The sequence below is a fragment of the Amycolatopsis rubida genome (genome assembly GCF_900115345.1).
Classification (GTDB): Bacteria; Actinomycetota; Actinomycetes; order Mycobacteriales; family Pseudonocardiaceae; genus Amycolatopsis; species Amycolatopsis rubida.
The window spans coordinates 428,877-452,653 of record NZ_FOWC01000001.1 but is presented as its reverse complement, the minus strand read 5'-3'; the positions used below and the strand labels follow the sequence as shown (position 1 = coordinate 452,653).

Sequence of the window (23,777 nt, the reverse complement as noted above, 5' to 3'; positions counted from 1 at the left end):
GCGTCCGTTGTGCTCAGCCGGTGCCGGGAAGAGGCGGGGCGGTGGACTCGCCGCTGACATCCTCGGCGGTCCGCTCGGCCATGACCGGAACCGCACCGTCCGGGTTCTGGCTGTCGCGCATGCCGACCGCGTTGCTGGTGAAAGAGAGTTCGACGCATTGGTTGCCGTTGGGATTACTCAGGGGCGACTTGACCCACTCGCGGAAGTCCGTGTCGAGGTGCGCCTTGTTGCCGTTCTGGATGTCCATGGCTGGGGAGATGCCTTCCGGTGGTCTTGCGCGGCTACAAGCTGGCAGCGAAGTCGAGCAGGAAGCGCCGCGCCCGCTCCTGCCCGATGGCCGCGGCTTTCTGCTGGTCGAACAGGTCGAGGTAGCGGGCGGTCTTCTTGGCTCCTTCGACGTACTCGCCGCCGTCATGCTTCTCAAGGTAGACGATGCTGACCTGCGGATCCGCCTCATATTGGAACACGGTGTAGTCATGGCTCTGCCCCATGTAGTAGCCGATGTCGAACGGGACGATCTGCAGCTCGACGTTGGGCCGGTCGATCACCTCGACCAAGTGCGTGATCTGGGGTTTCATCGCCTCGGGGCTGATCGGTGTCCGCCGTAGCGCCGCCTCGTCGATGATGAACCAGAACTTCTGGCCGGTGTTGTCGAGCACCCGCTGCCGCCCGAGCCGGTTCGCCGTGTCGCGATCGATGTCGCCTGGGTGGGCGAGGGGCGCCACGCGCGGAACTGGGCACGCATGTAGTCCTCGGTCTGAAGGAGGCCGGGGATCACCATAGCCTGATGTGACAAGAGCTCGTTGCAGCTAGGTTCCATGTCCACCAGCAGCCGCATTTGCTGCTTGAACCGGGTGCTGAACGCGCCGCGCTTCGTGCGCCGGTTGCTCTCCGCCTGCAACGCCCGCGCATAGGCCGTGTCGTTGTCATCGGCGCCGTAGAGGTCGAGCAGCGCGTCGAGCTCCATCGCCTTGATGCCGCTGCCGCCCTCGATGTGGGCGATCTTGGACTGCCCGCAGCGCAATCGTTGCGCTGACTGCTCCTGGGTGACCTCTGCTCGGAGACGCTGCCGTTCCAGTTCGGCGCCGAGCACGATCTTCATGACCGCAGGTGGCAGCTGCTGATGCTGAGTCACGCCATCTCCTTACCGGATCACACTCGCAGCCACCGAGGGCGCCCATCATGCCACCCAATTGGCGGACTATCTAACTTTCATATTCAAATTATAGTCGATGGGTGTCCCGGCAAACACCCAGGACAGAGGGAGCTTCCAGTGGCGACTATTAAAGTTAGCATCGCCGTAGAGGTGGCTATGTCCTCCCCCACACAGTTGAGCCTCGCTGACACTTCAGCGGGGCCGCCAATCGCCGGGATGGCCGTAGGGGCGCTCCTTCTCGTGGGCTGCGTGGCCGGAGCCGGTGCCGGGTGGTGGTACGCCGCCGAGCGGCGGCGCGTGCGCCGCTGCCGAGCGGAGCAACCACCGGTCCCGAACCCCGAGGCGCCGACGCCGACCGGGCTCCATCCTTCCGCCTCCCAAGATGTCGAGACCGTCGCCCAGCCACGCAGCCCCTTCCACCTCCGCACTCGCCGGAAACACGCCGCATGACGACACAAGCCGAGCAACCCCGAAAGGAGGCGCCATGAAACGACGAACGCGCGCAATCCCCCTGCTCACCCTGCTTGCGAGGTTGGGATGGCAGCGGGACCGGCAGGCATGGACGGTCCCGTGCCGGGACGAGCACGGCCGCCGGGGGCACGTCCGGGTGTCGGTCGACGAACGCGGCCCCCAGATCACGCTCGACCAGCCCGGCGCTGCGGTGTTCGATCCGCTGGCCAGCGGACGGCTGCGCGCGGCGCTGCGTGAGGCGATCGAAGTCCACGCGCGGCTTAGCGAGCCAGGCCGGGAGCGGGTGCCCGCACCTCGAAGTCATCCCGGCGCTGCGCCCACGCCGCATCGCGAGGTACCAGCTGGACGGCACTCGGCGATGACTGCAAGTCGGGTTCAGGTCGTTCTCGGTGAAGACGACGAAGGCGAGCCCAGCGGTCGTCACGCGCTGACGTCGACACCCGTGGCCATATCGGAGGCCGCGTGATGGTCGGAGCCCATGAAGTAGTGACCCGCCGGCTTCACCGGGGATCGTCGCATAGCGCAGGGGGCCGTGCGGTGACCGTGGGGCAGGCCGTTGATGTCGTAGACGTACCGGTAGAGCTGGCGCGGCCCGTGGTGGCCGAGTTGACGGCGGGCTGCCTTCGGGGCCCTGTCCTGCGGCGCGGGCCCGGACGGTGGGCAGTACTAACCGCACCGCATCGGCGGGCCGATTTCGCGTTACCGGAATCGTTGGTGCGAGCCAACGTGCGGCTGCTGCCGGAAGGTTCACAGCTCTCACTACCGAGGAAGATCTACGGAGGGGCAAGGAAAGGACCAGGAGACGGCGACTGGGTGGTGCCACCCAGGCGGAACCAGCTTCTGCCACCATGCAGCGCGGTCGTCGCGTTGCTGGAACAGGTCGCGCGGGGAAAGGCGCCCTCGTGAGCCGGCACGCCTTCGACGAAGCTCGCATGCCCGAGCCGCTGCCCAGCCCGGGTTCGTCGACAGAGTCCGCCGCCGAGTCCGCTCTCTCACCGCCAGACGTCGAGGTTTGCGAGCGCGCCGTGTTGTTCGAGGAGGTGCTCGACGGTCTCGACCGCTGGGACACCGACGAGCCGCGTCGCACGCTGGGGGAGTTCCATGACTGGTTCACCCCGACAGTGGCGAGGAATGGATCGTCGCCCGCGGACGAGGTGCCCGCGTCACCGTCGGAGGCGGGTGATGGACGGTGTTGAGCACGCATCCGTATCCAGCGGGCGAGCTGACGGAGATGCGCTGCGCCGCGATCGAGTACGCCGCGCACGGCTGGCTCATCTGCCCCGGTGCGCGGGTTCCGCACTCCGGGGCGGACGCCTCTGACGGCCGGTCTCTGTCCGGGGAAGCCGACCTGGTGTGCCGGGCCGGGCCCCTGTCCGAGGATGAGGTGTTCGAGGCGTGGACGGATCGGCCATGGCCGATTCTTCTGCGACCCGGTGCGGTGGGAGTGCTCGATCTCGGTCCTGGTGATGGCCGGACCGAAGCGGTCCTGCGGGACGCCGGGTGCCTCGGGCCGATCTTGGTCAGGCCGGGCCCGCGCTGGCACCTGATCGTCGACCACGCCTCCGACCGGCGGGCTCGAGCGGGTCGACCTCCGCGATCGGTACGCGAGGGATGCCTGCTGCTGCCGCCGAGCCGGGTGCCGTCCTGGATCTCGCGCTGGCGGATCAGCCCGGACGACACCGGCTGGTCCTTGCCCGACCACGCCCACGCGCGAGCAGCGCTGAACACCGGAACACGAAGGGACTGATGGGCATGTCCGTTACCTGTATGGCACCCCCGGCATCGGCCGGGGACACCGCAGCGCGGTGGTGCGAGTACTACTGGGCCACCTGCGGGCTGTCTGCTCAGCTGGTTGACGACAACCGGATCGTTCTGCGCCTGGGCGGGTTGCTCGGCGCGGTCACGATGCCCGCCGCGCTGGGCCGGAAGGTCGCGCCCAGCCTGCGGGTGCGGGCCATGCCCGCCCCGGCGCTGGCGCATCCCGGCGAGCAGCGGTGGACGTTCCTGAGCGGCCCGGGCAGCGCGACGCTGGAGCACATGGCCGCGCTGGTCCCGATGGGCGTCAGCGTCGTCGGCGACAACGCCCTGGTGGTGCTGCCGTCGCCGGAGACCGAGGCACTGGACTTATGGCATTGGGTCGACTGGCCCACCCGAGCGGATCTGCCCGCGCAAGCCGCGCTGCTGGCCACCACCCGCGCGCTGGCCACCTCGGGGCCATCCGTGCGATCGGAGAAGCCATGACGCCCGCAACCTCGTTCGACACCGCCGAACCCGCCACCGGGATGCGCAGCCGCGCAGATGGCACCGGGATCGACCCCGCGTCCTGGTGGGCGTTGCGCCGGGCCGCGCGCGGAGCGCTCCGTCGTCACGGCGGCGAGCTGTTCGCCGATGGGGGCCGGGCGGTGCCTGAGTGGATCGCGGAGGCATGTGCGGACCTGCTCGCCTCCGGCCATCTCGCCTCCGACGCTGATCGGCCGCTCACGCTGACCCCGTCCGGATCGGCGGCGCTGGCAGGAGGACACCCATGAACCGAGCGAGCGTCGACCCGGAGCTGGCCGCGCTGCGCGGAGAGCTGGTCGAGCGTGCCGCCGCCGATCAGCGCGCTCGCGCCGAGCTTGACCCCGTGGCTCCCGCGCCGGAGCAGTGGGCAGCCGTTCACCGCGTCGACGAGGACAACGTGCGCTGGTTCGCGCCCATCGTGGCGGTACACGGCTGGCCCGGCCGCCGCGCCGTCGGGGCCGACGGCGCGCACGCCGCGTGGGTGCTGGCCCAGCACGCGCCCGCGCCGTACCGGGCCTGCTGGCTGCCGAAGTTGCGCGCCGCGGTGAAGAACCGCGACGCCGCCGCCCGTGATCTGGCGTTTCTGTCCGATCGGGTCGCGACCGATCAGGGCCGCCCGCAGCGCTACGGCACCCAGCGGTTACGGCTCGGCGCCGAGGCGGCCGGCCGGCTCTACCCGCTGCACCGTCCGGCTGAGGTCAACCTCGCGCGCGCCGATATCGGGCTCGACCCCTTGCCGGACTCCGCGATCGAGGCCGCGTACTCCAGCTTCGACGAGATCGCCGCCGCAACCAGTGGAGGTTTCCGATGACCACCGTGCGATGGGGTGTGAGCCGCTACCACCGCGATCGTGCCCACACTGCCCTGCCCGGCACTGACGTCTCCGTGTGCACCCGGCACCTGCACGACGGCCAGCTCGTGCTTGATTCTCTGAGTCGGCTTCGCCCCGCGAACCTGCGAATCTGCCCGGAATGCGCTGTGGAGACGGTGGCGCTGCTGTTTCCGACCCCGGCTCCGTACCCGCGTACTCAGGAGGCGCAAGCGCCATAACACTCGGTAACCCATAAGCAGGACTACTTAGCCGCGCCGAGTAACACCACGTGTCACAATTAGCCCAAAAGGGGTCATCGGTTACCTGGTCGTTGCATCAGGCCGGAAGATCCAGGTGTCCAGGAAAGATCGGGTGATCTCCTCCGCCGGGGAGCGGTCTTGCGGTTCGAGACCGGATGAACTGGGAAATCTCCCGACTGCTGTGGCTGGTGGCTGTCATGCGGTTCTGCAGCGCGACAGTGGCGAGGCGTCCGATCAGGCCGTTGGGCAATGACGGGCTGTCACTGATCAGTCGGTCACTCCGCGTGTCGGCGCGGGTCAAACGAATCTCGGCTGTCGCGGTCGTCGCTCATTGGTGATGCGGACGTCCGATCCGGCCCCCACAAGCCTGCGGCTCCGTCTGCGACGAGCCGGGACGCTTCTACACCGCCACGGCGGCCGATCTGGCGTCGTCGATCCAGGGGGAGATAGTGACATTGAGGTCTATCAACAGTTTTGCCGAGGCGGTGCACCGGTTGCGCCGTCGGCGGGGGATGACGATCGGGGATATCGCGGCGCGAACCAACTACAGCGCGAGCTACCTGTCGAAGATGCTGCACGGCGCGCGGCCTCTCGCGCCCGCGCTGGTCGCCGAGGTCGACCGCGCGCTGCGCGCCGAGGGCGAGCTGGAACAGCTCGCGCGCGACCAGGACGATGCCCGCCGTCCGCTCGCACGGCCGATGCAGCTGCCGCCGGCCGCCGCGGACTTCGTCGGCCGCGAGTCCTATCTGCACCAGCTCGACACCGCCCTGATCACCCAGACCCGGCCGGGAGCCGCCGTCACCGCTGTCATCGAGGGCGGCTTCTGGGTCGGCAAGACCTCGCTGGCGCTGCACTGGGCCGCGCGGGTCCAGGAGCGCTTCAGCGGCGGTTGCCTGTTCGCCGACATGCGCGGACTGGCTCCGGGCAGCGCCGTTGAGCCGGGGGAAGTCCTGGACGGCTTCCTGCACGCCCTCGATGCCGGTACCGACGCGCTGCGGGGCACCATCGACGAACGCGCCGCGCGGTACCGCTCACTGCTGGCACAGCGGCCCGCCGTGGTCGTGCTGGACAACATCGCCAGCTACGACCAGGTGCGGCACCTGCTGCCCGGCGCGGGCAGCATGATCGTGCTGACCAGCCGCGAGCACCAGCCCTCGCTGCTGCTGCACAGCGGCGGCCTGCACATCGACCTGCCACCCCTGTCGACGGAGGAAGCCCTGACCCTGCTGCGCGCGCGGGTGGGCGAGGCCCGCGTCGGCGTCGAGCACGAGGCGGCCGAGGCGATCGTGCACCGCTGCGGGCGACTGCCGATGGCGGTACTCGTCGCCGCCGAACGCATCCATCAGCACCCGCACGACTCACTGCAGGACCTGGCCGACCAGCTCGCCAGCGAGAAACGGCGACTGGACGTGTTCACCTCGTCGGATCCCACGGTGAACATCCACGGCGTCATCGACCTGTCCTACCTCGCGCTCTCGCTGGGCGAGCGGCGGGTGTTCCGGCTGGCCGGCATCATCCCCGCGTCCTTCATCAGCGCCGAGGCGGTCGCGGCCCAGTCCGGTCTCAGCCCGGATGCCGTTCGCGACACGCTCGACGTGCTGCGTCACGCGCACCTGCTCGAAGCGGCACCCGTGGGCGCCGGACGCCTGCGGATGAATCACCTCCTGCGCGCCTACGCCTACCAGCGTGCTGTGGTCGAAGAACCCCTCAGCGAGCTGGAACGAGCCCACGACCGGCTCCTGCGCCGGTACGTGGCGACCGCATGGGCGGCCAGCAACTCGCTGGCCCCGAACTGGGCAGGCTCCGGGCTCGTCCTCGATGTCGAATTCGACACCGATACCGGCGTCGCCGTGCCGTTCGCTGCCGGGGACTACCACGGCGCGCTGGCCTGGTGCGAAACCGAAGCCACCACCGCGATCGAACTCGCCCGGCACCCCCGATCCCGCGGCGCGGGAGACGCCGCCTGGATGCTGCCCGCGCTCTTCCTGCCCTACTTCTACCTGACGAAGAACTGGAGTACCTGGCTCACCGCCAGCACCGAAGGGCTCGCCGCCGCGCAGGCCCTGAAGAGCGCCCATGGCATCGCTCGCTGCACCCAGAGCGTGGGCTGGGTCCTGCACGAACTCGGACGCGCAGCGGAAGGCATCGAGCACCTGCGGCGCGCGATCGAGCTGCAAACCGAGCTGGGCGACGACCGCGCCCGTGCCTGGAGCGAGTTCGGCATGGCCGCCGCCTACACCGCGCTCGACCGCCACGACGACGCCAAAGCCGCCTACGAACTGGCCGAAGCCCTGTTCGCGCGCGTCGGACTCGACCTCGGCGTCGCCGTCGTCCGCGCCATGCTGTCGGGAACCAACCAGAACCTGGGCAACACCGACGACGCCCGAGCCCTCGCCGAGGACGCGCTCGCCCGAGCCCTGGCAATCGCGCCGAAGCAGCCCGTCGCCAGCCTGGCCCACCACCAGCTCGGCCTGGTGCTGCTCCAGCAGCAGCACACGCGCGCCGCGCTGACCCATTTCGACGCCGCCCTGGCCGTGCGCCGAATCGGCCGCGAACGCTGGGGCGAAGCCGAGACGCTCGTCGCCCGCGCCGAGGCGCTGGCCGCGCTCGGCGACACCGACGGTGCACGCGCCTCCTATCGCGCGGCGGGCGCGATCCTCGAATCACTGCAAGACCCGCGCGCCCTCGACATCCAGGCCCAGATTGCCACGATCAACGTCTGCCTCGGCGTTCGCGACGAGCCCTGCGCCTAGCGAGGAAACAATCGAGGGCCGCCACGTTCCTCTGTCTCCGCGACAGTGGGCTCCGGTGTGACACGCCCGGAGCCCACTGTCGCAACGTGCGCGTATGCCGCTACGCTGATCCGCGCACAGGTATGGCATAACGAGACATGCCGAGTTCGGCACCCCGGGCCGCCATTCTTCAAACCAGATGACAATGGTTTCCATCTGGACAAAACGAGCACAAGTCGAGCACAGAAAAAGCACAAGATTGTCCTCGGACGATCGCGCCCGGCGGGCTCTCGTTGTTCCACTGTGGAGTCATGCGAGCCGAGCCACCTCACGGAACCATCGAACCGGTCGGGGGATCGATGGTGCCCCGCGCGGCTTCACTGGTCGGGGCGACATTCCTCCCCCTAGGTGTCACCCCGGCGCCCGGCATTATGTCCGCGTGCCTCATCGCAGGGGAAACGTCGACAGTCCACAGTCTCCATTTCCACAGTGTGACCGCATTCAGCTGCCGGAATAGAAATTCGCGCGTAGCCGCCTTCCGGCGTGCGTTGTCTCGTCTGGACATCCATGGGGGTTTCACAATTTCGGCAGCTGCCTCGTGGCCCGTTTTGGCGACGGACAGGGCCGTCGAGTCGCTCTACGGGCCATCGCCGGTAAACGGTCAGCGGCAACCGACTCCGGGAGCCGGGCGGCACCCGGGCCGGTCGGTTCGGGGGCTCGCCAGGAACCCAGCCTTCGCGTCCCCCGCACCGCCACTTCAGCCCTCACGCCCCCGCCGTCTCGGACGGAGCACGCCGATGGCGCGCTTCCTTCTCCTCTGCTCCCACGCGCGCTGCCGAACTCGTCGAGGGCCCGCAATCCATTCCCCGGTACGTCTGGTGCGGCCACTGCGTCGCGCGGCAGCCGGTCGCCGAACTCCTCACCCGATTCACCCACGTCCGGCAACGCCAGCGACCCGGCCCGTGCCGAACCGGTCGCCGACGTGAGCACCGCGCAGGGAAACGCCCACGCGGCCGTTCCCGGTCCACGCCCCGAACAGGCCACGGGAACGGCCGACGCCGAACCCAGACCCGGTGTGGAGGGCCCGGGATCGCCCGCGCCCTCCACGCCGCTTGCCACCGCACGACACCGCAGATCCTCCCGATCGGAGCAGTACGCGCGATGACTCCACGCCTCTACCGCACGCAATCCGCTGTGGCGAGTACGGCGCTACCCGCCGACTACCACCATGACCAGCGCACCGGCCAGAAGGCACGGACCGAACGGCACCGCCGTGGCTCCGTTCTCTTGATGTCGGCGGGCGCCGGGCACGGCGAGCACCACCAGGGCGAGCACCGAGGCCACCAGCAGCGCTCCCGCGACCTGGGCCCATCCGCTCCACCCGGTCACCAGACCTACCACGGCAGCGGCGCCGACGTCCCCGGCGCCGACACCTCCGCCCGTGGCCACGGGCAGAACCAGAAACAGCACGCCCGCCGCAGCCAGCGCGGCGAGCGCCCGAACACCCGGTGCGGGGTCGTGCCGCACCAGGCACAGCACCCCGAACCCCACCAAGGCGCCGGCCAGCTGTGGCCACGTCAACAACCGGGGCAGCCGATGGTCGCACCAGTCGATGACCGCCAGGGGGACCGCCAGCACGGCCACGAACCCGTAGACGGCGAGTTCGCCGCGGGCTCCGACGCGCCAGCCCAGCAACCCCAGGACAGCGGCGGTGAGCACGGCGCCGAGCCACCACGACCCGGCCAGCGCCCGCTCGCCTCGCAGAAACCGGCGGGTGAGCCTGCTGGCCGCAGCGCCGAGCGCCAGCCCGGCCACGGCGGCACCAGCGGTCCACCACCAGTTGCTGGTCGTCAGATACACGATCCCCCCGGCCTTCGCATGATCGCCCTGTACGCCATCCTGCCCGCCCGCTCCTGGACCCCGCCCGTGCTCAACCCAATGGGTGAACTTCACCCGGGAGCGGCTGCCCGGAGCGCCAACGCCATGAAAGTCGGTCCTGGGACGAGTCCGCCACCGGGGTGCACCACGGTGGTGCCTGCCCGCGCTGACCAGCGACCGTCGACGAATTGGGGGACCGTGATGACCCACCGCAGCACCCGCCTCGCCCTGGCCGCTCTCGCCACCGCGACCGGGCTCGGGCTGAGCGTGGGCGCCTGCAGTTCAGACACCGGCGCGGCCCCGGCCACCTCAACGCCCACACCGTCGCCCGCCCCCAGCACCACGGGCGCCTCGTCCGCCGACATCGCCAAGCAGAAGGCCAGCACCGCCTACCTGGGGATGTGGGAGGACGTCGCCGCCGTGGCGACCACGTCCGATTGGCAGTCGCCCCGGCTGGCTGACCATGCCACCGGCGACGCGCTGTCGGTGCTGTCGCGCCAGATGTACGCCGATCATTACAACGGCCTGATCACCAAGGGAAAGCCCGTCAACACCCCGGTCGTGCAGTCCGCAGAGCCGCAGGACGCCCCTAAAACCGTGATGATCCGCGATTGCTCGGATGCCACGAACTGGTTGAAGTACCGCGCGGACAACGGGCAACCCGCCGACAACGAGCCCGGCGGCAAGCACCTGATCAACGCCGAGGTGAAGCTGGCTGTCGACGGCTCCTGGCGGGTGACCCGGTTCGCTGTGGAAGGAACCGGAACATGCTGACGGCAAGACGACTGGGCACCTTGACCATCGTGACCTCCGCCGCGATGCTCGCGAGCCTTACACCCGCCCTGGCCGGCGACTGGTACGGCGACGTCAACTGCGGCAAGAACTCCTACGCCGGATGTGAACTCGGCGCGGGACAACGCGGTGGCGGCAAGCCCGCACCGCGACCGGGGCCGCGCCCCGGCGAACCGAAATCACAAGCTGGGGCCCCGGACGCCCCAGCCCCTCCACCCGGCGACCGGATTGTCGGCGGCGACGATAACAAGGCCGATTGCTCGTATGTGCGCAGCGACTACCAGCCACCGGCGAACGGGGTGCAGACGGTCAGCTACCACCCACGGCCCTCGCGTTCCGGCGGTGTGCAGTTCGTGTCGCTGTCCCGTTCGCGACCCGAAGGCATGGTCCTGGCGCAAGCTCCGGGGCAAGGCGGCGGGTGGTACGTCTACCAATGTTCCGGCCAGGGCATGCGCGACGCACTCTACCGGGCACCGGTATGGATTCCCGACGGTCAGGCACCGGGTGCGGCGCCCTTGCCCTCGCCGGAGGAACTGGCCGAGCAGGCCCGCTCGCAGCTTCGGTTGCCGAGCCCGGCGATCGTGTCGAGTCCGGCAGGAACGCAGTTGGTGCGGCTGCCGACCTGGTTGTGGCTGGACCGCGCGATGTGGCAGCCGCAATCGGCGACAGCGTCCGTGCCAGCGATCTCGGTGACCGCGACCGCGACCCCGACCTCGGTGTCTTGGGCGATGGGTGATGGCAGCACCGTGACCTGCACCGGGCCAGGCACCCCATTCCCCGCTCACGGCGATCCGCACGCGTCCTCGCCCGATTGCGGCCACACCTACCAACGATCCTCGGCCGGTGCCCCGGGCGAGCGGTTCCCGGCCACGGCGACGGTGTCGTGGCGGATCACCTGGTCCGGCGGCGGGGCCGCGGGGACCTTCCCGGACATGACCACCAGTGCTGCGGCGTCCTTCCGGGTCGCCGAAGCCCAGGCCCTGGGCACCGGATAGGCCGGAATGTCTTTTCCCAACTGAATTAGTCGTTTTCGTTTCTTTCCTTTCCTGACCGCGTATTCGCGGCGGCTGCAAATCGCCGGATGAATACGTGGTGCGGGCGAGCTATGCCTGGAGGTCTTCTCGTGACCGGCACCGACACTCCCGCACGCGGCCACAACGCGACCGGTGAACCCCGGCCGGTGTCGTGGCTGGACCGTTCCGGCTCCCCCTCGACATCGGCTCCGCGCCGCGGTCGCCGCAGGCGGCTGCCGCACCTGGTGGCCGGGGTGCTGCTGGTCGTGCTGTGCGTCGGGGGCGCGGTGTGGTGGACCACCAGCACCCAGGATCGGGTACCGATGCTGGCGCTGGCGGAGCCAGTCGCGCTCGGGCACGTGCTGACGCCCGCGGACCTGCGCAGCATCGACGTGTCCGCCGCCCCGGGAGTGGCCCTGATTCCGGCGGACCAGGCGGCCAGCGTGGTGGGGCGGCCGATGGCGACCAGCCTCGGGCCGGGAGCGTTGCTGACCCCGGATGCGGTGGGCGGTGCCGCGATCCCGGCGGCGGGCCGGGCCGTGGTCGCGGTCGGCGTGAAGCCTGGGCAATTCCCGCCCGAACTCGCCGCCGGAACCCCGGTGAGCGTCGTGGTCACCGCCGCCACCGCGGCGGGAACCTCGACCGCCACCGCGCAAGGCCAAGGCCCGGGTACGTCCTGGCGGGCCACCGTCGTCGGCGTCGCCCCGGCGGGCACGGACCAGACGACCGTGGTGTCCCTGGACCTCGACACCGGGAGCGCGGCGCAGCTGGCGCAGGTCCCGGCCGGGCAGCTCGCGCTGGTGATGCAACCCGCGGGTGGTGGCCGCTGATGCTCATCGCGTTGTGTTCGGTGAAGGGCTCGCCGGGAGTGACCACCCTGGCCGTGGCCCTGGCCGTGAAGTGGCCGCAGACCGAGAACACCCGCCGTCTGGTCGCCGAGGTCGACCCGGCCGGCGGCGATCTGGCGATGCGCTTCGGCCTGCCCGCGAGCCCGGGGCTGGTCAGCCTCGCCGCCGCCGCGCGCCGCACCCGCGACCCCGCGGTGGTGTGGGAACACACCCAGGCCCTGCCCAGCGGCGCCCGCGTGCTGCTGGCCCCGCCCGGCGGCGCGCACGCCCGCGCCGCGCTGTCCACCCTGGCCACCGCCCCGGACGGGCCGCTGCTGGATGTCGTAGCCCAGGAACCGGGCGTGGTGGCGCTGGCCGATTGCGGGCGCGTCGATCCGGGTTCCCCGGCCGAGGCAATCGCGCGCCGCGCCGACGCCCTGGTCCTGGTGATCGGCACCCAGGGCGACGACCTCGCCCACACCGCGGCGCGCTTGGGTGAGCTGGCCCGCTGGACCCCGCGTCCCGGGCTGCTGCTCACCGGAGACGGCTACCCGACCGCCGATGTCGAGCGCGAGCTGGGCGTCCCGGCGATCGGCCGCATCCCGCACGACCCGGCCGCTGCCGCCACCTTGACCGGGCATCGGCCACCACCGGCCCGCCGCCGCGGCAATGGCGGCCTCGCCCAGCAGGCCGCGGCCCTCGCCCGCACGCTGGCCGGACCCGCCGCCCCGGCTGCCTCGCCGTCGGCGAACGCGCCGGGGGCCGTGCCGGGCGTACCCGCCCAGCAGGTGCGCCATCAGCGGGGCGGCGGCGTCATCACCCCGCCCGGACCGGCGCCTCACCCGCCGCGCCTGGTGCCCGCGCCGCCGCAGGTCAGCGATCCGCATCGCAACGGCCATCAGCCCAGCACCGCAGGGAAGGAGCCACCCGTATGACGCGCACCGACTACCCAGCAGCGCCCCCTGCCGCGCCCGGCGGCCCGGATGACGCCGAGCACAGGCTGCGCGCCCGACTTCGGCAGGCGCTGACCACGGACCTGCCCGGCCGGGTCGAGGCCGCCACCCGCACCAATGACGGGCCGTTGTCCCTGGCGCGGCGCCGGGAGATCGGCCGCGAGGTCCTCGACACCGCGGTCGCTACGCACAGCGAGGCCGAACTCCTCGCCGGGCGCTCCCTGGTCGATTCCGCAACTGAGCAGCGGGTCGTCGAGCAGGTCCTCGACGAGGTCTTCGGGCTCGGCGGTCTGCAACCGTTGCTGGCCGACCCGTCGGTGGAGACGATCGCGGTCAACCGCTACGACCGGGTCTTCGTCCAATACAGCGACGGCCGCCGCGCCCAGGTCGCCCCGGTGGCGGCGTCCAACGAGGAACTCACCGACCTGATCCGCACGCTCGCGGCGCGCGCGTCGTCCGAGGAGCGCCGGTTCGACCGAGGCAGTCCCGCGCTGAACCTTCAACTGCCCGGCGGTGAACGGCTCTTCGCGGTGCTCGGTCTGACCGCGGGCGGGGTGACGGCGTGCACGATCCGCCGGCACGGCTACCTCACCGCCACCCTCGCCCAGCTGCGCCGCCGAGGAACCCTCGACGTCGGCTTGGAGCGGTTCCTGCGCGCGGTCGTGCGGGCCCGCAAGAACGTGCTGAACACCGGCGGCACCGGCGCCGGCAAAACCACGTTGCTGCGCGCGATGGCCGCCGAAATGGACCCCATGGAGCGCATCGTCACCGTGGAGGACGCGTTCGAGCTCGGCCTCGGCCTCGACCCCGAGCTGCACGCCGACGTCACCGCCCTGCAAGCCCGCGAACCGAATGTGGAGGGCGAGGGTGCGATCGATCAGGCAGAACTCGTGCGCTGGGGGCTGCGCATGTCTCCGGACCGGGTGATCGTCGGCGAGATCCGCGGCGCCGAACTCATTCCCGCGTTCAACGCCATGAGCCAAGGTAACGACGGGTCCATGGCCACGTTGCACGCGTCCAGCTCGAAGATCGCGTTCACCCGGCTCGCCTCCTACGCCGCGCAGAGCCGCGAGCGCCTGCCGCTGGAAGCCACCGCCCTGCTCATCGCGTCTGCGGTGCATTTCGTGGTGCACCTCGACCGCGCGACCGACCGGACAACCCGGGTGATCGCCTCGATCCGCGAGGTTGTCGGCGCCGAAGACGGATCGGTGATCTCCAACGAGGTCTACCGGCCCGGCCCCGACGGCCGCGCGGTGCCGGTGGCGGGGGCGCTGCGCGCGGACACCCTCGACGACCTGGTCGCCGCCGGGTTCGACCCGGACCTGCTGGCCCGCCCGGAGGGGTGGTGGACGCCATGAGCCTCGACACCACCACCCTTCTCGCCGCCGTGCTCGGCTTGGGGACCGCCGTAGGCGTGCTGCTGATCGTGGCCGCCTGGCGCCCGCCCGCAGCGGTGGTGCCGCCCTCGCGGCGCACCAGGCTGGTTCGCGCCGCGCGCGGCCAGGCAGGCGACCGGCGTGCCCTGCTGCGCCTGACCGTGGCGGTCGGCGCGGGCGTGCTGATCGGAGCCGTGACCGGGTGGATCGTCGGCGCGGTGCTGGCCGCCGCCGCGGTGTGGTTCCTGCCCCGCTTGGTCGGCCCGGATCCCGTCCATGCCCGGCGGGTCGCGCGGATCGAGGCGATCGCGTCGTGGACGGAGATGCTGCGCGACGTCCTGTCCGCCGCGGCGGGGCTCGAGCAAGCCATCCTCGCCACCGCCCCGCTCGCGCCCGCCGCCATCCGCGGCGAGGTCGCCACCCTCGCCGCTCGGCTGGAAAGCGGGCAGCGCCTGGCGCCGGCGCTGCGAGCGTTGGCGCGCGAGCTGGACGACCCGACCGCGGACCTCGTCCTCGCCGCCCTGGTCCTCGCTGCCGAGCACCAGGCTCGCCAGCTCGGCGACCTGCTCGGCTCGCTGGCCACCACCGCCCGCGGGCAGGCCGCGATGCGGATGCGGGTCGAGACCGGTAGGGCTCGGACGCGGACCTCGGTGCGGGTCATCGTCGCCACCACGCTGGCCTTCGCCGCCGGGGTTGTGGTGTTCAACCGCGCCTACCTCGACGTCTACAACACCGCCACCGGCCAGATCGTGATGCTGCTCATCGGGTCCCTGTTCGCCGCCGGGTTCGCCTGGCTCGCCCGGATCGCCACCAGTGGACGGCAAACGCGGGTGCTGGCCCTCGACATCCCGGACGTGACCGGAGTGCCTGACGGCGACGAGGCGACGGTCGGCGGAGGTGAGCGCTCATGATCCCCGCTCTGCTGTTCGGTGCCGGTGCTGGTGCCGGTCTATGGCTGCTGCTGACCTGGGCCCTGCCACCGGCGCCGGCACTGAGCGACCGGCTCGCCCAGGTCAGTACGCGACCACTGGCCACACCGATCGTTGCGGCGGCGGACGCCGCCTGGGTGCGCGGCTGGGGCCGGGTGTTCGTCCCTGGCCTGCGCATGCTTGGGCTGCCGGGCGCGAAGATCGAGGCCGATCTGCGGGTCACCGGCCGCGGCACCGATACCCACCTGGCGTCGAAAGCACTGCTCGCCGTGGCCGGGCTGCTGGCGCCGTGGCTGCTGCAAGCACTGCTGGCCCTGGGCGGGCTCTCGCTCGGACTTGAGGTGCCGCTGCTGGCCGGGCTCGTGCTCGCCGCACTCGGCTTCCTGACCCCGGATCTCGACGTCCGCGCCAAGGCCACCCGGCTGCGGCGAGAATTCCGCGACGCCCTCTCCGCGTTCCTGGACCTCGTTTGGATCACCCTCGCCGGAGGCGCCGGGGTCGAGGCCGCTCTCGGCGACGCCGCAGCCGTCGGAGCCGGGCCAGCGTTCGACAAGATCCGCCGCGCCCTGCACGCCGCCCAGCTGACCCGCACCACCCCATGGAACACCCTGCGCCAGCTCGGCGAGGAACTCGACATCACCGAACTGTCCGAACTCGCCGCGTCAATCTCGCTGGCCGGGACCGAAGGCGCTCGCGTGCGCGCCTCGCTGGCCGCGAAAGCCCAGGCCCTGCGGACCCATCAGGTCACCGACGCCGAGTCCGATGCCCAGGCCGCCACCGAACGCATGGCCCTGCCGGTCACGTTGCTGTTCCTCGGATTCTTGGGATTCATCGCCTATCCCGCGGTAATCCAAGTCCTCAATGGACTCTAGCCCACCCGATATCCCTCCTCGCCATCGAGAAAGGCATTGCACCACAAGGGAAAGAAGGCACCACCATGTTGCACTACATCCGTACCCTCTGGGAGCTGACGCGTGCACGCATCGTCCTGTTGCGCGCGGACCCGGAGCGCGGGGAGATCACCACCACCGTCATCGTCACCGCCCTGATGGCCATCGCCGCAATCGCCATCATCGCGATCATTGTGGCGAAATTGACGCAAAAGGCGAACTCGATCAACCTCGGCGGCTGAGGATGCTCACCAGAGCCGCCCGCACTCGCGCCCGCGCGCTGGCCGAGCGTATCCGGCGCGCGCTGCGTGGAGACCGGGGCGAGGTCACCGTCGAACTGGTCATCGCGACCCCGCTGTTGCTGCTGGCGTTGCTGGCGATCATCCAGTTCGCGGTGTGGTCGCACGCCACCCACGTCGCGCAGGCCGCCGCTTCCCAGGCCCTGGCCGCCGCCCGGACCCAGGACGGCACCACCAGCGCCGGGCAGGCGGCCGGGCAGCGCCTGCTCGACGACCTCGCCGCCGGACCCCTGCGCGAGCCCCAGCTCGCGGTGTCCCGCGGTGCGGCCGCGGTGTCGGTGAGTATCCGTGGCGAGGCCGCCGCGGTCTTGCCCGGTGTGCACCTGCACGTGCACGCCGAAGCCTCCGGCGAGATCGAGCGTTTCGCGCCCGACACCGCGCCCTAATTCCTTTGCCGCAGCAGCGATCTCGGCGACCGGCCGAAAGGAAAGCCTTATGGCACACCATAACCCGCCTGACGCGGTGATGCCGGTGCGCGCGGCGACGTTCCCGGACGGGCCGGATTCGGTGCTGCTCAACCCTGATATCCCGCAGGCGCGGTGGCGTGGCGAGCGTGTCCGTGCGGGTCTGCGTCCGCGGACTGTCCTCACCGGACTGGCCGGGGTCGCCCTGGCGGTGCTCGCGGCGGCGTCCGGCAGCGGGTTCGGCGCGGTGTTCGCGCTGGGGGCCGGAATTCTCGCGGTGGGCGTGAGCCTGTTCGCCGGCTGGTACAGCGCCGCCCGCATGCTCACCGACCATCGCCACGGCCCGGGGAGCCCGTGTCGGCTGGATCGCGTGCGGGGTGAGTTCTTCTTCCGCAGCCGCGATTTCACCGACCTCGGCCCCGCCAGCTACGCGGTGCGGACCCTGATCGCCGGGGTGGGCGAACTGCACCGCAGCCCAGCCCGGACGTGGATCGACCCAGGCGTACCGCGTGAAGTGCACCGGGTGGTCTGGCAGGCGCTGTGCTGCCTGGACCGCACCCGCGCCGCCCGCGTACTGGTTGACGAACTCGCCGCCGATCCCGATTCCGTGGTCGGCCAGCTGGCCGTCGCGGCACGCAAAGCGGTCCTGGTGATGGATGACGCCCTGGACGAGGTCGTCCAGCACGTGCACGGCTGCGTCGTGCTGACCCGGGCCTGGGAGGCGAAACTGCGCCACACCGAGTTGACCACCCGCACCGACCACATCCTCGCCGCCCTGCCCGGCCACGCCGAAGTCCGGCGGCTGACCGAGGCCGCGGAAGCGTTGCCGCAGAACGTGTTCGCCTACATCACCGCCGCCCGCGACATCACCGAGGCGGGAGCGTTCCCGTGGGAACAGCCGCCCTCGTCGTGGTCGCGGCTTCTCCGCATCCTGCCCCGCGGGCTCAGCCGCGGCACCTCATCCTCGAGGGCGCTGGCGCGGCGAGGCCGGTCAGGAGAGGGGCAGTCGTGACCGGGCGCGCGCCGAAGGCAATGACGGTCCGGTTGCGGAGGTGGTGGGCCGCCGAGCGCGGCTCGGTGACCGCCGAGGCCGTGCTGGTCACTCCGCTACTGGTGATGCTGCTGGTGTTCCTGGCGGTGGTGGTGCATCGCGGCGTCGACGCCCGGCTGCGGCTCGACGACGCCGCCCACCAAGCCGCCCGGGCCGCCACCCTGCAACGCAGCGCCACGGCCGCGATCAAAGCCGCCCGCGACACCGCCAGCGCCGCGCTCGCACAAGCCGGACTGGTCTGCCGGGGCGTCACCACCACGATGTCCGGCTCGCTCGTGCCCGCTGGGGCGGTGACCGTGCATGTGCGCTGCACGGTCGACTTCGGTCAGGCGCTGCTGCCCGGCGGGAAAACCCTGGAATCGACCGCCAGCGAAGTCGTCGACACCTACCGGTCCTGGCACCAGCCGGGGGGTGGGTGATGGTCGACTCAGCGCGCGAGCCAGTGCCCGGGGACGCAGGCGCGGAGCTGGGCACCGGTCAACGTCCGATGCTCGAGCAACCCCGCCGCGACACGGCCGATCTCGGTCCAGTGCCGGTCGATCAGGTCCTGCGCGATGCCCGCCCACAAGTCGGGTCGCCGGGCGGCCAGGCCGTAGGCGCGGCGGGCTTCGGCGATCACGGCGAGGTCGTCGTGCCCGCCATGCAGGTAGGCGTCGAGGCGGACGTCGTCGGCGGTCACGTCGTCCTCGTGGAGTCGTTCGTCCGCGCCGGTGGTGTCGAGGACATAGCGTGCCTGGGCGAGCGGTCCGGCATGGGCGACGACCGCCAGCGCGGACAGATCGACCCGGCGAGGCCGGACCGCGGTGAACCCGGCCCGCCCGGCGGTGCGGGGTCGCGGCGTGACGTAACGCAGCGACCGGCTCTGCATCAGGTAGACGACCGCGTGTCCGGCCTCGTGCCAGGCGGTCAGGCAGTCCTCACTCGCAAAGGGCGATTCCTGCGTCGCGGGCGCGGTCACGCGGCCCATTCTGCTCACCCCGCCGCCCCGTCGCGCACCGGCGTTCCTGGTGCGGCGGTGCGGCGTGGGCTGCGGTGGTGGCGGGCCGAGGAAGGCCGGGTGACCGCCTTCGTGCTCACGCTGCTGATCGGGCTGCTCGCCCTGACCGGCCTGAGCCTGGACGGCGGCCTCGCCCTGGCGAGCAAGGTCCGCACCGGCGGGCAAGCCGAGTCCGCCGCCCGCGCCGGCGCTCAAGCCCTCGACCTCGCGGCATACCGCGCCAGCGGCGTGGTTCGGCTCGATCCGGTGCGGGCCCGGGACCTGGCCCAGCGGTACCTGGCCAGCGTCGGCGCCACCGGCACGGTCCAGGTGGCCGGGGACACCGTGACGGTCGAGGTCACCGCCACGTATCGAACCCAGCTGCTGTCGCTGGTCGGGATCGACGCCATCCATGCCCATGGGCGGGGCGCCGCCCACCCGCAGCGCGGTGTCAGCGGCATCGAGCCCTGACCGCGGCTGCGCCGTCACGGAAGGAGAACGGCATGGTCGCCTCGGAAGAAGAGATCGCCCGCCGGCTTCAGGAACGAGACTCCGCACGCAGCGTGCGCCGCGCCCGAGCGGCCACCGCCGTGGGCGAGCTGGCCCGTCGGCACGCCGAGCTCGCCGGGCAGCTCGCCGACCTCGAACGTGAGCTCGGCGAGGTCCTGACCGCTGCGGGCGAGGTCATCGACGTGCCCGAGCTGGCCCAGGTCACCGACGTCCCGGCCGACGACCTCGCCCGCTGGCGCGACCAGGCCGCCAAGCCCGCCCGCGGCGGCAAGCGCAAGCGACCGAGCGCGAAGAAGAACGACGCTCCCGGCAAGGGCACTCAGGCCGCCACCGCGGCGCGTGCCACACGCCCCGCGGCACCGGCGGCACCTGAGTCCGTCGCCGGCGGTGCCGCGGGGCGTGTGGCGAGTCACTGATGGTGCCGTCTCGTCGGGCAGGGATCGCGCGCGTCGGGCGGCTGCTGGGCCGCGTGGCGCGCGGGCTGCTCGCGGCCATCCTGCTGGCCGCGCTCGTGGCTGGTCTTCCCGCAGCGCTGATCTACGGCGTGGGATGGCCCCTGCCCGATCACCTGCCGAACCTGGACGAGATCGGGTCGGTGTTGATGGCGCCGATGTCGACACGTTTCCTGCTCGACGTGCTCGCCTGCCTGGCATGGCTGATCTGGCTCGTGTTCGTCATCGACGTCGCGGCCTGCGGGGTCGAGGTGGCCCGGGGTGCCCGGTGGCCGGAACTGCGCCGGCAGACGGGTCCGGTGCGCCGCGTCGCGGCCGTGCTCGTCGGCGCCCTGCTGGTCGCCGTGCTGGGCCGCACCGCCACCGCCGCACCCGCTGCCCCCGCCGAGGCCGCCCGGCCCGTCGGCCACGCCCCGGTCATCGCGACCGCCCCCGCACGGACCCCACCGGTCGCCGGCGAGCACACCGGCACCCCGCTGTCCCGGTCCCAGCCTGCGGTCGAGCCCGGAACCGAGCGGGTCCGGCCACCGGAGGATGGAGTGCACGACTCGCTGTGGAGGATCGCGCAACGTTGCCTGGGCGACGGGGACCGGTGGCCGGAGATCTGGGCGCTCAACGAAGGCAGCACCCAGCCTGGCGGACGGGTGCTGAGCAACCCGCACCTGATCCACCCCGGCGACACCCTCCGCCTCCCCACGACCAGCCCACCGCCCAGCCCGCCTGCTCCACCACCGGCACCCCCGGAACCGACGCCCCCGAGCCCAGCTCCCGCCGCCGAACCAGCGCCCCCGGCGCCGAGCACGACCACGCCACCTCCCGCCACACCACCTCTCTCGGAGCCCGCCCCGGCCACCACGGATCCTGCCGCCGGCACGGCGGCGGACGAACCCGCCGGGGGCGCGGTGACCTGGGGCAGTGGCGAGGTGTTCGTCAGCCTGGGCCTAGCGGCAGCGGTCAGTGCCCTGCTCGTGCGCGCGCGACGGCGGCGCCACGCGCGCTACCGGCCCGGCAGCGGCCGGCGCGGCGACGACCTGCCCGTCGCGCCCGTGGTGTACCGGCTGCGCCTGGCCCACCTTCGCGCCCAGCACCACGACGAAGACAGTGAACTCGAGGCCGGGACCGACGAGGCGGGCGACACCGGGACCGACGACCCGGCCACGCACGAGGACCGGCCCGACCCCGGTCGCTGCGGTGCCGCAGCGCGATCGAGGCGCGCGGACACCGGGACCGAGGGCCAGGTGCGGGTGCTCGCGCCGCGCGTCCGCCGGGTGATCGGCACCGCCTCGGCCCCTGGCACCGGACCGGCGGAGCCGCCGTCAGTGGTGGATATTGCTCTCGACCCGACCGCGCCCGGTGCTGGCGGCGAGACCGTCAACGCCGCGGCGGGCGAAGGGACGCAGGTCGCGTTCGACCTGGCTCGCGTACATGGCCTGGGACTGGTTGGGCCTGGCGGCTACGCTGCGGCCCGCGCCTTGCTGCTCAGCGTGCTCACCGCCGTGTCCGAGGGCGGATCAGTGCCGAGGGTGTTCGTGCCCGCCGCGGATCTGGCCCGGCTGCTCGGCGTGCCGGTGCCCGCCGCTGGCCTGCCGGACACGGTCGCCGTCGTGGCCGACCTGGACACCGCACTGGCAGCCCTCGACGCGCCGGAACCGTCCCGGCCCGCCGTCCTGATAGCGACGCCGCCGGGCGAGCCGGACCGGCAGGCGCGGTTGCAGCAGTTGCTCGACAACGGCGCCCAGCACGGCCTCGCCGCGCTGCTGCTGGGCCAATGGCGTCCCGGGGTGACCGCCTACGTCACCGCGCGCGGGATCTTCTCCGCGACCGACCCCGGCCTCGGCGAACCCCTGCGCGGCACCCGCGCCTTCACCTTGCCCGAGACCGCCACCCGCGACCTGCTGGCTTTCCTGCGCACCGCACAACCCCCCGACGCCGGCGGCGTCAGCGACGCCCCCGAACCCCGCAACCGCGCCCTTGCGCCTCGCCGAACGCCGACGCAGGAGGCTGCTCCTTCCCCGCCGGAACGTGCCGGAGACGGCCCCGGCCGTCTGGAAATCACTGCGGGCTCACCGGCACCGGAACCGGCGGCCGCCGAGGCCGACGCGCACCGCGGCAGCGAACCACGCCCGCTGCCGCCGCCGACGGAGGCCGCGGGGACGCCCGCGGCGCCGCTGGTGCTGACGGTGTTCGGCACGCCGGCTCTGCACTGGCGGCCCGATCCCTCCCGGCTCGAGGACACCCGCGACCTGTACGGCGAGTTGAGCAGCCGCCCGGTCGAACTGCTGGTGTATCTCGCGGTCCATCCCGGCGGGGCGTCCCGGGACGGGATCGTCGACGCCCTGTGGCCCGACGAGCCGCCCCGCAACCCGGCCAGCGTGCTCCGCACCGTGCTCTCCCGGATCCGCCGCGCCCTCGACGCCGCCACCCGCGGCGCGGCCGGCGAACTGGTGCTGGCCGAGCACGGCCGGTACCGGCTCGACCCCGCGGCGGTGGAGGTGGACTACTGGGGCTTCGCCGACGCAGTCATCGCCCGCCGCACCGCCGCTACGCCCGAGCGGCGCGCCGACGCCTGCGAAGCGGTCGTGGCGCACTACGGCGGCGCGCTGGCCGAGGGCCTGGAGGCCGAATGGCTCGCCGCCGCCCGGGAAGCGACGCGGCGCGACGCGCTCGACGCCGTGGTCGCGCTCGCCCGCGCCCGGGTCGCGGACGACCCGGACTACACCCTGGACCTGCTGGAGACCGCGCGCGCATTCGATCCGCACAACGAGCTGCTCTACCGCGACATCATGCGCCTGCAGCACGCACTCGGCCGGCACGACGCCATCTCCCGCACCTTGGCCCTGCTGCGGACCCGCCTGGACGAAATCGACGCCGCACCCGACACGGACACCGTCGACCTCGCCCGGCGGCTGCGCGCCCGCGACACCGGGATACCGGTCGACGAGTTTTCCCGATCCACGGCGCCGTGAATGAGCGCACCGACGGTTCCCGTCATCACCTCGCCGGAACGGAAAACGAGACGCGATTCCCGGGCGATCGAGGCAATTGCGCGGAACAGTGAAATACCTCGATTTCGCACCGCGATACCGATCGCGCCGATGCTAGCGTCGACCGTGACAGCGCAATCGACGATGCCGAAGAAAAAGAATCCCGTGGACGCGACTCCGTATTCCGCGACAACGCCGACACCGTTGCCCGTCGAGTGTCGCGCGCGTCTGCCGCGCAATACGGCCCGGCACCGGATGCGCGGCCGCGACGTCCAGCGCGACACCAGAGCCTCGGGCACCGGGCGCCGCGTCCTCGCGCGGCTTCCCGGCACCGCGCTCGCGGCCCGCGACGACGCGGAGAGCGACCGCCGACCGCGGGGCCGCCGACCCGGCCGATCAGCCTCGTCCTCCGGCACCCGGCTAAGGCGGATCCCCCCGCATCAGCTGTTCTTGCAGCTCACACCCCCTGCGAGGGGATCCGCCGATGTCCCAGACTCGCTTGACACCAAGCAGGAAAGCACATCGGACCCGGCGGCGGAGTCATCCGCTCTCGTCCTCGCTGCGGACCTGCTCGCCAGTGCGCTCCGCTCACCCTGTCCGGCTCTCGGCTGCCGGCCTTTCTCTGAAAAGAACTGCACTCCTCCGCAGTCCCGCCTATGGCCGGCGTTCCCGTCCCGAACCATTCCCAAGCGTCCCGACCTGCGCAAACATTTCCGTGAAATGCCCGCCGTTG

At 71.8% G+C, this 23,777-nt stretch carries 26 protein-coding genes; 21 read left to right on the top strand and 5 right to left on the bottom strand.

Annotation, left to right across the window (positions count from 1 at the left end; translation table 11 throughout):
• Positions 1-13: 13 nt before the first annotated feature.
• Genes BM362_RS02275 through BM362_RS50190 form a run of 3 tightly spaced genes read right to left on the bottom strand, consistent with a single transcriptional unit; the run spans position 14 to position 1,135 of the window.
• Positions 14-247 (bottom strand): DUF397 domain-containing protein, encoded by a 234-nt coding sequence (locus BM362_RS02275; protein ID WP_093572045.1) that lies wholly within the window; start codon positions 245-247, stop codon positions 14-16.
• Positions 248-281: 34 nt separating this feature from the next.
• Complete coding sequence (locus tag BM362_RS50195; protein ID WP_342029774.1) at positions 282-659, bottom strand: DUF5753 domain-containing protein; 378 nt, start codon at positions 657-659, stop codon at positions 282-284.
• Complete coding sequence (locus BM362_RS50190; RefSeq protein ID WP_342029773.1) at positions 575-1,135, bottom strand: helix-turn-helix domain-containing protein; 561 nt, start codon at positions 1,133-1,135, stop codon at positions 575-577. Before BM362_RS50190 ends, BM362_RS50195 begins: the two co-directional genes overlap by 85 nt.
• A 628-nt stretch (positions 1,136-1,763) precedes the next feature.
• Here BM362_RS50190 and BM362_RS48655 point away from each other — a divergent pair.
• The 7 genes from BM362_RS48655 (at position 1,764) to BM362_RS02240 (ending at position 7,731) form a co-directional block, all read left to right on the top strand.
• Complete coding sequence (locus BM362_RS48655) at positions 1,764-2,093, top strand: hypothetical protein (RefSeq protein WP_244287017.1); 330 nt, start codon at positions 1,764-1,766, stop codon at positions 2,091-2,093.
• A 436-nt stretch (positions 2,094-2,529) separates the two neighbouring features.
• Complete coding sequence (locus BM362_RS46740; RefSeq protein WP_143132355.1) at positions 2,530-2,823, top strand: hypothetical protein; 294 nt, start codon at positions 2,530-2,532, stop codon at positions 2,821-2,823.
• Positions 2,820-3,374 (top strand): hypothetical protein, encoded by a 555-nt coding sequence (locus tag BM362_RS02260; protein ID WP_143132354.1) that lies wholly within the window; start codon positions 2,820-2,822, stop codon positions 3,372-3,374. The genes BM362_RS46740 and BM362_RS02260 overlap by 4 nt, the downstream gene beginning before the upstream one ends.
• 20 nt (positions 3,375-3,394) lie before the next feature.
• Positions 3,395-3,868, top strand: a complete 474-nt coding sequence (locus BM362_RS02255) for a hypothetical protein (protein ID WP_093572043.1) — start codon at positions 3,395-3,397, stop codon at positions 3,866-3,868.
• The gene (locus BM362_RS02250; RefSeq protein ID WP_093572042.1) at positions 3,865-4,155 is read left to right on the top strand and encodes a hypothetical protein; all 291 of its coding nucleotides are present in this window, start codon (positions 3,865-3,867) and stop codon (positions 4,153-4,155) included. The genes BM362_RS02255 and BM362_RS02250 overlap by 4 nt, the downstream gene beginning before the upstream one ends.
• Positions 4,152-4,718, top strand: coding sequence for a DUF6624 domain-containing protein (locus tag BM362_RS02245; protein ID WP_208865089.1), 567 nt, complete (start codon positions 4,152-4,154; stop codon positions 4,716-4,718). The genes BM362_RS02250 and BM362_RS02245 overlap by 4 nt, the downstream gene beginning before the upstream one ends.
• Positions 4,719-5,427: 709 nt before the next feature.
• Positions 5,428-7,731 (top strand): tetratricopeptide repeat protein, encoded by a 2,304-nt coding sequence (locus BM362_RS02240; protein ID WP_093572041.1) that lies wholly within the window; start codon positions 5,428-5,430, stop codon positions 7,729-7,731.
• Between the two features lie 1,188 nt (positions 7,732-8,919).
• On the opposite strand, the gene BM362_RS02235 is transcribed toward BM362_RS02240, so the two are convergent.
• Entirely contained in the window at positions 8,920-9,570 is a 651-nt protein-coding gene (locus BM362_RS02235; RefSeq protein ID WP_093572040.1) for a prepilin peptidase, read from the bottom strand.
• A gap of 219 nt (positions 9,571-9,789) precedes the next feature.
• Here BM362_RS02235 and BM362_RS02230 point away from each other — a divergent pair, with 219 nt between their 5' ends.
• From BM362_RS02230 to BM362_RS02180, 11 genes are all read left to right on the top strand, one after another.
• On the top strand, positions 9,790-10,362 hold the full coding sequence (locus BM362_RS02230) for a hypothetical protein (protein WP_093572039.1): 573 nt from the start codon (positions 9,790-9,792) through the stop codon (positions 10,360-10,362).
• Positions 10,356-11,375, top strand: coding sequence for a hypothetical protein (locus tag BM362_RS02225; RefSeq protein ID WP_244287016.1), 1,020 nt, complete (start codon positions 10,356-10,358; stop codon positions 11,373-11,375). Before BM362_RS02230 ends, BM362_RS02225 begins: the two co-directional genes overlap by 7 nt.
• Positions 11,376-11,503: 128 nt before the next feature.
• Positions 11,504-12,223 (top strand): SAF domain-containing protein, encoded by a 720-nt coding sequence (locus BM362_RS02220; protein WP_244287015.1) that lies wholly within the window; start codon positions 11,504-11,506, stop codon positions 12,221-12,223.
• On the top strand, positions 12,223-13,155 hold the full coding sequence (locus tag BM362_RS02215) for a CpaE/TadZ family protein (RefSeq protein WP_093572038.1): 933 nt from the start codon (positions 12,223-12,225) through the stop codon (positions 13,153-13,155). Before BM362_RS02220 ends, BM362_RS02215 begins: the two co-directional genes overlap by 1 nt.
• The gene (locus BM362_RS02210; RefSeq protein WP_093572037.1) at positions 13,152-14,531 is read left to right on the top strand and encodes a TadA family conjugal transfer-associated ATPase; all 1,380 of its coding nucleotides are present in this window, start codon (positions 13,152-13,154) and stop codon (positions 14,529-14,531) included. Before BM362_RS02215 ends, BM362_RS02210 begins: the two co-directional genes overlap by 4 nt.
• Positions 14,528-15,460: a type II secretion system F family protein gene (locus BM362_RS02205; protein ID WP_093572703.1), complete on the top strand. Its 933-nt coding sequence runs from the start codon at positions 14,528-14,530 to the stop codon at positions 15,458-15,460. Before BM362_RS02210 ends, BM362_RS02205 begins: the two co-directional genes overlap by 4 nt.
• Positions 15,457-16,350 (top strand): type II secretion system F family protein, encoded by an 894-nt coding sequence (locus BM362_RS02200; RefSeq protein ID WP_093572036.1) that lies wholly within the window; start codon positions 15,457-15,459, stop codon positions 16,348-16,350. Before BM362_RS02205 ends, BM362_RS02200 begins: the two co-directional genes overlap by 4 nt.
• 65 nt (positions 16,351-16,415) lie before the next feature.
• Positions 16,416-16,610 carry a hypothetical protein gene (locus tag BM362_RS02195; RefSeq protein ID WP_043835512.1) on the top strand — a complete coding sequence of 65 codons (195 nt, stop codon included), beginning with the start codon at positions 16,416-16,418 and terminating at the stop codon, positions 16,608-16,610.
• A gap of 2 nt (positions 16,611-16,612) precedes the next feature.
• Entirely contained in the window at positions 16,613-17,053 is a 441-nt protein-coding gene (locus BM362_RS02190; RefSeq protein ID WP_093572035.1) for a TadE/TadG family type IV pilus assembly protein, read from the top strand.
• Between the two features lie 49 nt (positions 17,054-17,102).
• On the top strand, positions 17,103-18,083 hold the full coding sequence (locus tag BM362_RS02185) for a hypothetical protein (protein ID WP_143132353.1): 981 nt from the start codon (positions 17,103-17,105) through the stop codon (positions 18,081-18,083).
• Positions 18,080-18,541 carry a TadE/TadG family type IV pilus assembly protein gene (locus tag BM362_RS02180; RefSeq protein WP_342029772.1) on the top strand — a complete coding sequence of 154 codons (462 nt, stop codon included), beginning with the start codon at positions 18,080-18,082 and terminating at the stop codon, positions 18,539-18,541. Before BM362_RS02185 ends, BM362_RS02180 begins: the two co-directional genes overlap by 4 nt.
• Positions 18,542-18,549: 8 nt before the next feature.
• Here the strand turns inward: BM362_RS02180 and BM362_RS02175 are convergent, their stop codons facing one another.
• Complete coding sequence (locus BM362_RS02175; protein WP_143132352.1) at positions 18,550-19,080, bottom strand: hypothetical protein; 531 nt, start codon at positions 19,078-19,080, stop codon at positions 18,550-18,552.
• Between the two features lie 99 nt (positions 19,081-19,179).
• Here BM362_RS02175 and BM362_RS02170 point away from each other — a divergent pair, with 99 nt between their 5' ends.
• From BM362_RS02170 to BM362_RS02160, 3 genes are read left to right on the top strand one after another with little or no spacing between them, the layout of a single operon-like run.
• Positions 19,180-19,569, top strand: coding sequence for a hypothetical protein (locus BM362_RS02170; protein ID WP_093572032.1), 390 nt, complete (start codon positions 19,180-19,182; stop codon positions 19,567-19,569).
• Positions 19,570-19,601: 32 nt separating this feature from the next.
• Positions 19,602-20,024 carry a hypothetical protein gene (locus BM362_RS02165; protein WP_093572031.1) on the top strand — a complete coding sequence of 141 codons (423 nt, stop codon included), beginning with the start codon at positions 19,602-19,604 and terminating at the stop codon, positions 20,022-20,024.
• Positions 20,024-23,026, top strand: a complete 3,003-nt coding sequence (locus tag BM362_RS02160; protein WP_093572030.1) for a BTAD domain-containing putative transcriptional regulator — start codon at positions 20,024-20,026, stop codon at positions 23,024-23,026. Before BM362_RS02165 ends, BM362_RS02160 begins: the two co-directional genes overlap by 1 nt.
• Positions 23,027-23,777: the final 751 nt, after the last annotated feature.